Genomic DNA, 13,295 nt, shown 5'->3' with positions numbered 1-13,295 from the left:
TATAATGAATCGGAAAATATTGAGAAGATTATAAATGCAGTTCTTTCAAAGTCTGAACAACTTGAAGTGCTGGTAATTGACGATAACTCTTCGGATAATACTGCCAAAATTGTTGAAAATATGATGAAAAAAAATAATAAAATACATATCATTAAACGACCAAGAAAAATGGGACTGGGCACCGCGTATGTTTCAGGGTTTGGATATGCACTGGAAAATGATTATGATTTTGTCTTTGAAATGGATGCGGATTTCTCCCATGATCCGAATGACCTTCCTCGTTTTATTGCCCTGCTGGACAAATATGATTTGATAATCGGTTCCCGATATATAAATGGGGTGAGTGTTGTGAACTGGCCGATGAAACGACTTTTACTTTCTTATTTTGCCTGTGTCTTTGCCCGGATTGTGACTGGTGTGCCAGTGAAAGACCTTACCAGCGGATTTAAATGCTATTCCCGAAGGGCCTTAGAAAAGGTAAACTGGCAGAAGTTTAAGGTTGACGGATATGGTTTCCAAATTCAAAGCGTTTATGGTGTATTCCATGCGGGTTTATCAATAAAGGAAATTCCCATTATTTTTGTAGAGCGGCGGGCCGGCATTTCAAAGATGTCAAAAAAGATAATCTGGGAGGCTTTTTGGCTTGTCTGGAAATTGCGCCTGATGTCATTGCTTAACAAGAAATGGCTCTGTAAATGATTTTCCCTACGCTATTTTTAATTACCATTTCTTTGAAACCCTTTTATTATACCAATCATAACTACATTTATGAAATTGTAGTCAGCGATTCCATCATCTATGGCGCAACAAATGGCGGGGTTGTTGCCTTGAATTATTTAAGAGGTAGTTTTCGGGTTCTTACCAACACCGATGGCCTGACGGCTAACCGTCAAAACTGTATTGCCTTGGATAGTGCCGGGAACATCTGGGCCGGTTCCCACAACGGGCTTGTCCAGATTGACCCGGGATTCAAACAGGTTCGTGTTTACCCAACCGAGTGTTTACCCTGTATCCGGATAAATACCATCTATTGCCTGAGAGATACAATCTTGGTCGGAACCCAGAATGGTCTGCTGGTCATTGATACTCGAAAAACTCCCCAAAATTTTCAGGATGATAAAATTTTGAAGATATATGATTTCCAAGGATTATCCTCAAATAATATTCTGACGATTGAAGTGGACACCAGTTTCTGGTTGGGTACCGATGACAAGATCACCAGATTTGGCAACGACTTTCAAAATGTTACAGTTTACGGGATGGAACAGGGACTTTTAAAGAATTATATAAGAAAGATTAAAAAAGTTGATTCGGTCATTTATGTAGGAACCGATGCCGGGTTAAATAGGTTTCGTGGATCTTATTTTGATACCCTTCTATTGGGTTATAAAATAACCGAAATAGCTGGAAGCGGAGATTCCCTAATCCTGGGACTTGATTCTTTACGTCAGGTAGGTGTCTTTTTTAACGGGAATCTTACTTTTGAAAACAACGGTCTGCCCTTTTTGGTGACGATTAATGATTTGGAAATCTATAAAGGACGGTGGTTTTGTGCTACAGGTAATACTTACCGGTCCGATTATTTCGGCGAGGGCATCGGTGTCTTTGATTTGAATAGCCACCAATGGGAGTTAAAGCGGGCGAACTGCCTGGCTTCAAATCATGTCTGTAGTATCACGGCAAATCCATGGGGTGTTTTCGTTGCCCACGGCACCCGCACCAGCGAATCCCGGGGGATGAGCTGGTTGCGGGATAATGGTCTCTGGGAAAATTATTCACAGGATTCGGTGCTTCCCACAAAGTTTGTTCACCGGTGCGTAACAGCTCCGGACAATAAAATCTGGTTTGCTTTCCATTACACAGACTCCTTGCTTGCTGGTTTTTTCGACCCGATTAAGAATGAATGGCATTATCTACGGCAGAGGTCGGGAGGAATAGATTCGACCATTGCAATATGGGATATGAAGTTCGACCGGCAAAATAATCTCTATCTTACCCTTGCTGGTCCTTCTGATAAACTCTGGGTTTATGATTCCACCCTGAAAAATGCCTTTCTTTTAGGTGAGAGGACCCCGGGTTTTGAAGTGGAACTAGCGATTGATTCAAGTTGGAGGGTGTACAGCACAGTCTTTGATGCCGCAGGAGGGGTATTAATGATTGATACAAAAGGCACCCTCTTTGACCGGAGTGACGATTTAAATTTAAAATACGGCAAAGCCGATGGTCTCCTCTCGCAATTTTGTTCCGGGATAACCGTCGATGAATATAATCGTGTATATATTGCCAATGAGATCGGTGTTTCCATCCTTCAGGAGCGTCATTTTGAACACATCACCGGTTTTAATAATGGACAAATTTACGATGTCCTGGCCGATGGCGCTGGAAGGGTATGGATAATGGCTAGTAATGGGGTATATGCGTATGATGTTAATTATCAAGTGTTGAAAAGATTTACTTTCGAAGAATTGGGTGTGAATATCGAATTCTTACCGCTGAGCAATGAAATCATTCAAGTGCAGGGTTTCTTTTATGATCCAATTCGTTCCTGTATCTGGTTGGGCGGTGAGACCGGCTTGCTTAAATTAGAAATCATTCAGCCTGATACATTGGTCCCGGATAGTATTTTGCTCTACCCTAATCCAGTGATTAAAGGTTCGATAATGCGGATAAAAAATCTTCCCAAGTATGCTACGGTTGATATCTATTCTGTCACCGGGAGGAAAATTGCTCAAGATCTTAGCCCCAATCCTCTGGGTGAAGTGCTCTGGCGTATTCCTGGTGAAATCGCCAGTGGTCTATATTTTGCCCTTGTGAAGACAAACGACAACAAAAAAGTGTGTAAATTTGCCATTGTTAAATAAATTTTTATTGGTGGACAAGGATTATGCACGAATACAACGTAACCCGGGCGCTTGTTGAACTTTGCCATCAAGAAGCCCAGAAGCACCAGCTAAACCAGATTAAGGTGATAAAAATTAGAATAGGGAAGTTCACCGGTTTTTCACCGGAGGCGATAAATTTTTATTTTGGTTATCTCAAAACAGGCACCCGTTGTGAAAATGCAAGACTGGAATTTCTTGAGACCCCGATAAAAATAAAATGCGGGTCCTGTGATTTGGAAAAAGAGATTGAAGAACCTCTTTTTGTCTGTCCAGAGTGTGCCAGCCCGGAGATCGAAGTCATTTCGGGTCGGGAATTTTATGTGGAATCAATCGAAGGCGAATGAAGAAGGAGGCAAAATATGAAATTTGAAGTTTTAAAGCCCGTTCTGGTATCAAATCAGGAAAGGGCTAAGGAGAATAGAAAATTTTTTGACCAAGCACATAGTCTGGTTTTGAATATCATTGGTTCACCGGGTTCGGGTAAAACCTCGGTCATTGAGAATATCGTTAAAAGATTAAAAACCCAATGGCGGATTCTGGTGATTGAAGGGGACATAAAAGGTTCCCTTGATAGTGAAAGGCTGAGTAAACTGGGGATTGATACTATTCAAATCAATACACTCACCGAGTGTCACTTAGATGCATTCATGATTGCTCAGGCACTCCCCAAAATCAAAAGACCTTATGACTTGATTTTGGTGGAAAATGTAGGAAATTTAGTCTGCCCGGCGGAATTTGAGATTGGTGAGGATTATAAGATTGCCATTCTTTCCACCCCTGAAGGCGATGATAAACCAATCAAGTATCCATTGTTATTTCATCTGGCAAAAGTCGTAATCATCAATAAGGTGGACCTATTGCCCTATCTGGATTTTAAACTTAAAAAGGCTCGTGCGCATATCCGGGAGAAGAATCCTAAGGCGGTAATCTTTGAGGTATCAGCCCGCACCGGCAAAGGATTCGACCGGATAGTCAACTTTCTTAAAAAAGAACTGGCGAAGAAAAGATAGCTTCTAAGGGGCGATGCCGCGCATCTTCATCCAAGTCAAAGGAATTGTTCAGGGCGTAGGATTTCGGCCTTTTGTTTATCGTTTGGCACAATCTCTCCACCTGGGAGGGTTTGTCCGTAATACCTCGTATGGGGTGGAGATTGAAATTGAGGGTAATACCAAAGACATAAAAGATTTTTTGAAAAGGCTTTCTACTGAAAAACCTGTAGCAGCAGTTGTGGAACAGGTGAACGTCCGCGCAATACCCGTGAAAGGAGAAAAAAAATTTATAATTAAAACCAGCCGACATGCGGAAGGCTTTACCCAAATTTCTCCAGACATTGCCACCTGTAAGGATTGCTTAAAAGAATTCTATAATCCCCATGACCGACGCTTTAGATTTCCGTTTATCAATTGCACGAATTGTGGCCCACGTTACTCAATCATCTATGATACTCCCTATGACCGGAAGGCAACGGCGATGAAAGAATTTAAGATGTGTCCGGAGTGCAAAAAAGAATTTGAGGATGTTAATGACCGACGTTTCCATGCCCAGCCTGATTGTTGTTTCCAGTGTGGTCCCCAATTTTCTTTATATAAAATTGATGGGGAAAAAATTATGACAGATGACCCCATTGGTGCAGCGATAAAACTTTTAAAAAAAGGGAAAATCATTGCCTTGAAAGGTATCGGTGGTTTTCACATTGCCTGTGATGCGACAAATCGCGCTGCCGTGCGCCGACTGCGTTTTTTAAAAAACCGACCGACCAAGCCATTTGCTATCATGACTTTAGAAGAAAATCTCAACCGAATTGTGAGAATATCAAAAGAGGAAAAAGCGGTCATTAAATCCTCAATAGCCCCGATAATGCTTTTAGCGAAAAAAAAGAGTTCGGTATGTGAAGATGTGGCACCGAATAATCCATACTTGGGGGTCATGTTGCCTTACACTCCGGTTCATTACATGCTCCTGGAAAAAGTTCCATATTTGGTAATGACCAGTGCCAATATTGCGGACGAACCGTTGACAAAAGATGATTGTGAGGTAAGAACAAAACTCAAAAAGATTGTTTCATTTTATCTTACCCACAACCGACCGATTGTAAATCGTTGTGATGACTCGGTGGGTTTTTATCTTAAAAAGCGCGGATTCTCCATAATCCGGCGCTCTCGGGGTTATGTACCAGCGCCGCTTGAACTCCCCTATCCTGTGATCCCCACACTCGGGGTTGGTCCCTATTTGAAAAACACCTTTACACTTGCTAATAAGAATTTTGCTTACATCTCACCTCATATCGGTGATCTTGATAATCTGGAGACCCTACATTTTTTCCTGGAGATGGTGGATAAATACAAAAAATGGTTCAAAATTGAACCCGAATTGATTGTTCACGATTTACACCCAGACTATCTTTCAACCAAGATTGCACGCGAGATTGCTCAGAATAGAAAACTACAAATAAAAGGAATTCAACATCACATAGCCCATATAATCGCCTGTATGGGTGAGAATGGGATTTATGATAAGGCAATCGGTATTGCCTTTGATGGAACAGGTTATGGTATTGATGGTAATATCTGGGGGGGTGAATTCTTCTTCGGGGATATGGAGGTATTGAAAAGAGTTGCCCATCTTGAATATCTGCCCCTACCCGGGGGTGAAGAGAGCATTAAGAAACCCTACCGGATTGCCCTTGCTTATCTTTATAAAAAATTTGGTGAAGAGATTTTTTATTTACTTGTTAACAAAAATGCAATTCCCTCTTTAAGGGCGGGAAAAAAAGAATTTGAAATGATAAAAAAAATGATCGATAATAATTACAATCTCGTCTATACTTCAAGCATAGGAAGAATGTTTGATTGCGTTTCTGCGTTGCTCGGTATCACCCGAGAGATTACATACGAAGCCGAGGCCGCAATAAATCTGGAATATGTTGCAAGCAAGAATAAAAGTGGAGTTTATCCTTATGAAATTATAAAATCTCTTCCAGATTCCTGCCCGGGAGAAATGACACCGGATAACGAATTCCTCATTCTCATCAAACCAATGCTTGAAGGAATATTAGAAGATCTTAAGGAAGGGATAGATAGGTCTACTATCTCAGCAAAATTTCATAACACCGTTGCCCAGTTCTCTCTTGACATCGTAAGAAAGCTGCGTAGGATTTATGGGGTGAACAAAGTGATTTTATCAGGGGGCGTCTTTCAGAATCGTTATTTATTACGATTGCTGATAAATAAATTAGAAACCAATGGTTTTGTGGTTTATATCCACCGTAAGCTTCCTACGAATGATGGTTGTATTTCTTACGGGCAGGTGATCGGAGGAAATCTGATTAAAGATGGGAGGTGAAAGCCATGTGCCTGGCAGTAGTGGGGAGGATAGAAAAAATTGATGGTGATACAGCGATTGCGGAAATAATGGGGGTAAAAAAGGAGATTTCAATCGTTTTAACCCCGGAAGTGAAAGTGGGTGATTATGTGATGATCCATGCGGGTTTTGCGATAAATCCGATAGATGAAAAAGAGGCTAAAGAGACCGAAAGACTTTTGCGTGAAATTGCAAAATACACATAGCTTTTTAAACTATTTTTTATTTTAAATGATTATCAAAAAAGACAAACTCTCTTGCAATATCCCAAATATCAAGTATAATTGGGAGTGAGAAGATTTTTGCTTCTTGATGCCCATTCTTTGATTTTCCGGGCATATTTTGCATTTATTAAAAATCCATTAAGGAATTCTAAAGGGCAGAATACCTCCGGGATTTTTGGCTTTTTGAATTCGCTAAAAAAAATCCGGACAAAGTTTGGCAGCGAATACGTCGCCCTGGCATTTGATGCTCCTGGTGAGACCTTCCGGGATCAATTATTTAAAGAATATAAAGCGACTCGGCCTGCACTCCCTAAGGATATCCCATTCCAAATTGAAAAAACGAAGGAGATTACCCGGTTATTGGGGATTAAGACATTTGAAGTTATGGGATATGAAGCCGATGACATCCTTGCCACCCTTACCAAAAAATTAAAGGATTGTGGAGAAATATACATTGTCAGTTCTGACAAGGACCTGATGCAACTCATCTCAAAGAATGTCTTTATCTATGATGTTTTTAATGATATCATATACGATCAGAAAAGGGTTATAGAAAAATATGGCGTGGGTCCAGAGCGGATTGGGGAATATCTAGCCTTATGCGGTGATTCAATTGATAATATCCCGGGTGTTCCGGGGATCGGACCGCATCGTGCATTGGAAATTTTGAAGAAATATCCAAATCTTGAAATAGCCCTGGAGGAGGACCCAAAACTTAAAGAGCATCGGGAGCTTTTGCTTTTATCAAAAAATCTTGTTGAGCTGGCGAGTGAGGTCCCTTTGGTAGTTACACCCGAGGAGTTAGCAGTTAAAGAACCGGATCTTGATAAGCTTTTAAGAATTCTTGAGGAGTTGGAGTTCCATTCGTTGATAAGAGAATTTGCACCCCGTTTTGATTCCAAAGCGCTGAACACAAAAAGGGTTTTCTTTGTACCAGAAGGAAAGAAACTCGTAGGTATTGCCTTTACTGATAATAATTGGTTTCTAAATTTTGAGGATAAGGAAGTTTTTGTTGCAGAATCTCAAACCGCAATGTTACTGCTTACCGATAAAAAAGTAGTAAAAGTGGGATTCGATCTTAAGGAACTGGTAAAGACCACTCTTTTATCTCCACCATTTTTTGACATTAAAATTGCCGCGTGGTTAATAGATCCAAATATAAAACATGACCGCTTTGAGGACATCTGTTTGAAGTATCTAAAATGTCAGACCGAAACTACCCCGGAGGCGGTTGCGCATCTCTCTTTAAAGTTATATCCGATTTTGAAGAAGAAACTTGAAGAACTTGGTGAATGGCAATTGTATACCGAGATTGAAGAGCCTTTGATTACGGTCCTTGCCCGGATGGAGGAGAGGGGGATCGGTATTGACCTCAACTTTCTAAAGGAGTTAAAAAAGAAGATTGAGATTCATCTAACCCGTATTGCTGATGACTGTTATAAAACTGCAGGCTGCACTTTTAACTTGAACTCTCCTAAACAATTGGCGGAAGTTTTATTTGAAAGATTGAAATTACCACCAATGAAAAAAGGAAGGGCGCATTTTTCTACGGATTCCGAAGTTTTGCAACAGTTAAGTCAAAAACACGAACTACCCCGGAAGATTCTTGAATACCGGGAACTTGCAAAGATGATAAACACTTATATTGAACCGCTCATGGAACTGGCAAAAGAAGGCAGGATTCACACGACTTTTAATCAGACCGGTACAGCAACGGGTAGGCTTTCTTCAAGTAATCCCAATATTCAAAACATTCCGATACGGAGCAGCTGGGGTAGTGAGTTGCGTAAGGCATTTATTGCCCGGGAAGGATTTAGGTTGATTTCGGCTGATTATTCGCAGATTGAGTTGAGGATTTTGGCGCACATCACAAAAGATAAAAATCTCATTGAGGCATTTAACACGGACCGGGATATCCACAATCACACAGCCGCCTTGATTTTTGGGGTACCGGAGGAAAAAGTTGATGACCACCAGCGGCGTATTGCCAAGGTGGTTAACTATGGCTTGATCTACGGCATGAGTGATTACGGACTAGCCCAAGAACTTGGTATTTCTAAAGAAGAGGCAAACCAGTTTATTCAAAGTTATTATACCCTTTATCCAGGGGTAGAGGAATGGCGGGAGGCAGCAATAAAAAGTGCTGAGGAAAAAGGATATGCCGAAACAATCTTTGGCCGAAAAAGACCGATCCCCGAGATCAATTCGGATAATTATACCTTGAAAGAACAAGCCAAACGATTGGCAATTAATACTCCCATCCAGGGCACTGCTGCGGATCTGATCAAAATGGCGATGATTGAAGTGGAAAGAAGATTGACCGAAGGCAATTTTAAAGTAGGTTTATTACTATCAATCCACGATGAATTATTATTTGAAATTGAAGAAGAACGGATTGAAGAGGCTCAGAAGATAATCATTGAGGCAATGACCGGGATTGGCAAATTTTCCATACCGATAACCGTGGAGATTGGGGTGGGCAAAAATTGGGCTGAGGTTCATTGATGAAGAAGATAATTTTTTACTTGTTTATTCCGCTAATTATTTCAAGCCAGGTGATCAGTCTTGATGAACGGGAATTTATACCATTTAACACACCACCCTATCTGACACCCACATTTATGCCGGCAAACTCAATCGTTATTAATTACTGCACTAAAGAATTAAAAACAGGCGTTGTAGCATTGGGTATTGATTCATCATTGCGGGACACAATCCGCGGCAAAGAGAAAACCCATTTCCACCATCTTGTATTGACTAATTTGCAACCCAATACGAAATATTTTTATCAAGTTTTGCCAGATGGAAAAGTTTACCAATTTAGAACTTTTCCTATCCAACCGGATTCTTTCTACTTTGTGGTCATCGGTGATACCCGCACCGATGCAATAACCCATAAGGCTGTGATTGAGCGGATAGCAAATTATGATTTTGACTTCATCCTGCACACCGGAGACATGGTAACCACCGGCTATCGGAGAGAAGACTGGGAAGAATTTTTTAATATTGAGTGTAAAATCATCACCTGCAAGCTATTCCTTCCTGTGGTGGGGAATCACGAGAAACCATTCTGGCAGTATGATTCGTTATTCTTATTACCCGGAATAGAGGATTTTTACTTTGTGCGTTTCGGTAATACCGGGATTATTTGTCTAAATACCGAGATAGATTTAGCCGGCTATCAGAAGAAATGGCTCAACAATAAATTAGAATATCTCAGAAACGATACCACCATTCACTGGATTTTTGTTAATCTGCACCGCCCCCCGTATTCTTCAGGTAGCCATGGGAGCGACAGGAAGGTTCAGCAGGAGTGGTGTCCGATATTTGAAAAATATGGTGTTGATATTGTTTTCTGTGGTCATGACCATGCCTATGAACGGACCAATAAAATAAACGGGGTGATCTATATTATCACTGCTGGGGGTGGGGCCCCTCTCTATAATGTAGGGAACAGCGAATGGACTGCTTATTCAGAAAAAACGCACCATTTTTGCCTGGTCAAAGTCAAACCCCACGAAATTTTCTTACAGGCGATAAAGCCCAATGGGACTGTTTTTGATTCCTTGCGACTGAAAAAATGAATATCCCGGTCTTTGATCTCCATTGTGATACCCCATTGAATATAAAAAAGAAGAAATTCAGACATATCCGCCCCAGCTATTTAAATCCAGCAGTTTTTTGTGGAGCAATATTCGCCCATTTTGTTTATCCCCAAGTGAAAGAGCCATTTGATTTGGGATTAAAACTCGTCTTGAACACGATAAATTATTTGAGAAATAAAAACGAAATAAACATCCTCGGTAGTCTTAATAACTTTGATATCAAAAGAACTAATATAATATTAGGTGTTGAGGGTGGCCACATCTTCGATAAGAACTTTACGCAGTTTGAAACCTTTTATGAACTTGGGGTGCGGGTGTTTACAATCACCTGGAATAATTCCAACCAATTGGCCCATGCTGCATTTGACGATGACAAGAAGGGATTGACCAGAAAGGGTAGGGAGTTTGTTAAAATGCTTAGATACTACGAAGTAATAATCGATCTTTCCCACGCCTCAACCCGAACGGTGTTAGAGGTTTGTGAAATCAGTGAAAATCCGGTAATTGCCTCCCATTCCTGCATGCGGAAGTTAAATCCATTTATCAGAAATATAGATGACCAGGCGATAAGGGCAATTGTCAAAAGAGGGGGTATAGTCGGGATTAACTTTTCCCAGAAACATCTTGGGCATTATTCGGTAATCGACCATCTAAAATACCTATGTGAAAACTTTGGAGTTGATAGTGCTGGATTGGGCAGCGATTTTGATGGGATAACTGATCCGATATGGCAATGTCCCGAAGGCTATGTGGAAATTGCCAACGAACTATGGAAATCTGGTTATAAAAAGATCGCAATTGAAAAAATATTTTATAAAAACTTCTTAAGGTTACTTCAAAAAGTATGAATTATGGTGTCACATCGGTATAGCGGACGATAAACGCTGAACGATCGTAAATATCCTGAAGTGTAATTTTTTTATTTAGAAGGACTTCTTTTATTTCTGGCAATCTCTCTTTTACAGTTTGAACATGTGCTTTTAATAACTCACAGTATTGCTTTGTCCTCAATTTTGTTCCGAAAAGAATTTGGATAGGACATCGACCACCGCAATAAAAATGAATTTCGCAGTGATAACACCCAAGGATTTTTTTCAGAGATAAAAGTTTTTCTGGATTTTGTTTCAAACTTTTTCCCATTTCAAATGGGAGGTCGACGCAGGCAAGAATTTCACCTCCAACCAGGTCGTAATTCGTATTTAATTCAGCACCGCAGGCCGTATGATTCCGGTGTTTTCCGGTAATAAGATATAAAATCAATTCATTGATATGGGCAATGGGTAGTAAAATTCCATCGTTCAAATTTTTTATATATTCATCAATTATTATTTTTAAATCGTTTGTATAATTTTTATAATATTCAGAAAAATTTTTAAAGTCCTCGCGTGTTTCAAGCCAGTGCCAGAAAAAATGATGAACGAGTCCTTTTCTATACAAACTCATAAATTCATCAAAGCATTTTCCCAATGACTGTTCCTCACGTAAGGTTGACCACATCAATATATTCCCGCGATATAAATCTTTCACAAATAGGAGGTTTTCCCTGATTCGCTTGAGATCGGTTCCAATCCTTACCCGATTGTGCTGTTCTTCATCACCATCAATAGATACTGCATACATCCAGATATTTCTTGCAATCTCTGGATATTCTTTAAAAAATTGAGCAAGAAATTCTCCATTGGTATAAACCATAAATTTGACCCGGGTATTATCTTCGCTTTTCCTCAAATTTCCAATTATCGGCACAAAACGATGTGGTTCAAGAAGGGGTTCTCCACCGTAAAAACAGATCGTTGCCGGCATGTCGGTATTTCTTCGCAATATTTCCTCAATGATTTTTAAATCGCGTTCAATATTGATTTCTAATTCTTCTACCTTCAATCCCGAATTTTGGGTGATTGTTTGATTGATGCATTCCCGGCATTGGGCATTGCATTTGCCAGTGACGAAAATATTGATGATTAAATCTTTATTTTCTTTAAAATCCAAAAGATTCATACCTATATCTTGGCATCGGTTCAGATATAGGAGGAAACCAAGGAAAAAGAATTAGTTACTCCTTACCTATATCTTTATGTGTAAGAACAATGGAGGTGAGCGGAGTCGAACCGCCGACCTATGCGTTGCAAACGCATTGCTCTCCCAACTGAGCTACACCCCCATTTAGAAAATACATCAGACTGGACAATGTGCAAACCGTTGTCCAGCCCTTTCACGGAAATTAAAATCTTCCAAAATTCAAATCTAAGCCGAAGGATTTGAAAAAGGTCGTCTCTTTGTTAAAAAGCCTCTCTTGGTTGAGATGAAAATCGAGATTGAATTCTCTTATGCGCAGACCGAGTCCTGGTTCCACATGCCATTTGATAGGAACAAAATCTTTATCAAATTCTTCCCGAGCACCCATACGGAGATAGAATGTGCGGTTCAAAGGCAGTTCAAACGCTGCAAAACAGTATTCCCGATCAGCATTGATATCGCCATTTTGAAGGAGATATTCGAATCCAAGGATGACAAATCCGTCATTCAAAATGAGCCGCTGGAGTGCCAGTCCCAGATTATGGCTCTGGTATTCATAAGGTTCGTAACTTAAATTAAAGATATAACGGGGGATGACGATATATTCGGCTTTTCTTTTCAGCAATCTTAGATGAAGTCCATACCCTTCGTTTACATTGGTTTCAGCATTAATCACGCTGGAGAGATCGATTCTGGTATCGATGGTAGCATAGCCAATGCCCGCTCCCAGACGATTATGGTCTTTGGCAGGTGAAATCATAATCCCGAACTCAAATTTTTTTATCGTTACACCATAGCCGATAGAGAAATTCTTATCCTGATAGAAAGCAATCCCCCCATATTTTTCAAGAGGGGTTATTACCATGCCGAAGGCACTATTTGTAGTTTCCAGGATATCGCCATAAAAGTTATTGGGAAAAACATTGAGATGCTGGGGATAGAGACCGATATTCACTGGATCATCAATATAATCGCCCACCATCAGGGTATTCATCCTGGTCCAGTTTGCCCATGCTAGACCAGTAATTGTTATTAGACTGAAAATAAATAGCTTTTTCATAGTAATAATATTATATCCAAAACTTTTGTTTCGTCAATGAGGCATTTTGCTGAGTACTCCTCACTTTTTCTCCTCCCCCTTTGATGGGGGAGGATTAAGGTGGGGGTGATAAAGATGGATTTCTCTCTTGATTCTTTTTCAATTTATT

Annotated in this window: 11 protein-coding genes and 1 tRNA gene; 9 read left to right on the top strand and 3 right to left on the bottom strand. The window is 40.2% G+C overall.

Annotation, left to right across the window (positions count from 1 at the left end; translation table 11 throughout):
• The 9 genes from ABIL39_11150 to ABIL39_11110 all read left to right on the top strand — a co-directional run.
• On the top strand, nucleotides 1–699 hold a 699-nt coding region (locus tag ABIL39_11150; protein MEO0166679.1), incomplete at its 5' end, for a polyprenol monophosphomannose synthase.
• A gap of 32 nt (nucleotides 700–731) precedes the next feature.
• Nucleotides 732–2,861, top strand: a complete 2,130-nt coding sequence (locus ABIL39_11145; protein MEO0166678.1) for a T9SS type A sorting domain-containing protein — start codon at nucleotides 732–734, stop codon at nucleotides 2,859–2,861.
• 23 nt (nucleotides 2,862–2,884) lie between these two features.
• Nucleotides 2,885–3,226, top strand: a complete 342-nt coding sequence (gene hypA / locus ABIL39_11140) for a hydrogenase maturation nickel metallochaperone HypA (protein ID MEO0166677.1) — start codon at nucleotides 2,885–2,887, stop codon at nucleotides 3,224–3,226.
• Nucleotides 3,227–3,241: 15 nt separating this feature from the next.
• Complete coding sequence (gene hypB, locus ABIL39_11135; GenBank protein ID MEO0166676.1) at nucleotides 3,242–3,892, top strand: hydrogenase nickel incorporation protein HypB; 651 nt, start codon at nucleotides 3,242–3,244, stop codon at nucleotides 3,890–3,892.
• Nucleotides 3,893–3,905: 13 nt separating this feature from the next.
• The gene (gene hypF / locus ABIL39_11130; GenBank protein ID MEO0166675.1) at nucleotides 3,906–6,224 is read left to right on the top strand and encodes a carbamoyltransferase HypF; all 2,319 of its coding nucleotides are present in this window, start codon (nucleotides 3,906–3,908) and stop codon (nucleotides 6,222–6,224) included.
• Between the two features lie 5 nt (nucleotides 6,225–6,229).
• Entirely contained in the window at nucleotides 6,230–6,448 is a 219-nt protein-coding gene (locus tag ABIL39_11125; GenBank protein MEO0166674.1) for a HypC/HybG/HupF family hydrogenase formation chaperone, read from the top strand.
• Nucleotides 6,449–6,532: 84 nt separating this feature from the next.
• Nucleotides 6,533–8,971 (top strand): DNA polymerase I, encoded by a 2,439-nt coding sequence (polA, locus tag ABIL39_11120; GenBank protein ID MEO0166673.1) that lies wholly within the window; start codon nucleotides 6,533–6,535, stop codon nucleotides 8,969–8,971.
• The gene (locus tag ABIL39_11115; GenBank protein ID MEO0166672.1) at nucleotides 8,971–10,050 is read left to right on the top strand and encodes a metallophosphoesterase family protein; all 1,080 of its coding nucleotides are present in this window, start codon (nucleotides 8,971–8,973) and stop codon (nucleotides 10,048–10,050) included. Before polA ends, ABIL39_11115 begins: the two co-directional genes overlap by 1 nt.
• A complete protein-coding gene (locus tag ABIL39_11110) occupies nucleotides 10,047–10,919 on the top strand; it encodes a membrane dipeptidase (protein MEO0166671.1) in 873 nt (290 codons plus the stop codon). The genes ABIL39_11115 and ABIL39_11110 overlap by 4 nt, the downstream gene beginning before the upstream one ends.
• Nucleotide 10,920: 1 nt before the next feature.
• Here the strand turns inward: ABIL39_11110 and ABIL39_11105 are convergent, their stop codons facing one another.
• The 3 genes from ABIL39_11105 to ABIL39_11095 all read right to left on the bottom strand — a co-directional run bounded on the left by ABIL39_11105 (nucleotide 10,921) and on the right by ABIL39_11095 (nucleotide 13,147).
• Nucleotides 10,921–12,069, bottom strand: coding sequence for a 4Fe-4S cluster-binding domain-containing protein (locus tag ABIL39_11105; protein MEO0166670.1), 1,149 nt, complete (start codon nucleotides 12,067–12,069; stop codon nucleotides 10,921–10,923).
• Nucleotides 12,070–12,159: 90 nt separating this feature from the next.
• Nucleotides 12,160–12,232: transfer RNA gene (locus ABIL39_11100), tRNA-Ala, on the bottom strand.
• A 60-nt stretch (nucleotides 12,233–12,292) separates the two neighbouring features.
• Nucleotides 12,293–13,147, bottom strand: a complete 855-nt coding sequence (locus tag ABIL39_11095) for a hypothetical protein (GenBank protein MEO0166669.1) — start codon at nucleotides 13,145–13,147, stop codon at nucleotides 12,293–12,295.
• Nucleotides 13,148–13,295: the final 148 nt, after the last annotated feature.

The organism is candidate division WOR-3 bacterium (genome assembly GCA_039802205.1).
In the GTDB taxonomy this organism is placed as follows: domain Bacteria; phylum Hydrothermota; class Tepidihabitantia; order SM23-42; family JAOAFX01; genus JAOAFX01.
Note: the sequence above shows the minus strand (reverse complement) of the source record. Positions and strands in the feature narration are given on the sequence as shown.

Coding starts and splice junctions, on each gene's coding strand:
- hypB (MEO0166676.1), top strand. CDS start 3,242: ATGAAATTTGAAGTTTTAAAGCCCGTTCTGGTATCAAATCAGGAAAGG.
- ABIL39_11110 (MEO0166671.1), top strand. CDS start 10,047: ATGAATATCCCGGTCTTTGATCTCCATTGTGATACCCCATTGAATATA.
- ABIL39_11125 (MEO0166674.1), top strand. CDS start 6,230: ATGTGCCTGGCAGTAGTGGGGAGGATAGAAAAAATTGATGGTGATACA.
- hypA (MEO0166677.1), top strand. CDS start 2,885: ATGCACGAATACAACGTAACCCGGGCGCTTGTTGAACTTTGCCATCAA.
- ABIL39_11105 (MEO0166670.1), bottom strand. CDS start 12,069: ATGAATCTTTTGGATTTTAAAGAAAATAAAGATTTAATCATCAATATT.
- ABIL39_11095 (MEO0166669.1), bottom strand. CDS start 13,147: ATGAAAAAGCTATTTATTTTCAGTCTAATAACAATTACTGGTCTAGCA.
- ABIL39_11115 (MEO0166672.1), top strand. CDS start 8,971: ATGAAGAAGATAATTTTTTACTTGTTTATTCCGCTAATTATTTCAAGC.
- hypF (MEO0166675.1), top strand. CDS start 3,906: ATGCCGCGCATCTTCATCCAAGTCAAAGGAATTGTTCAGGGCGTAGGA.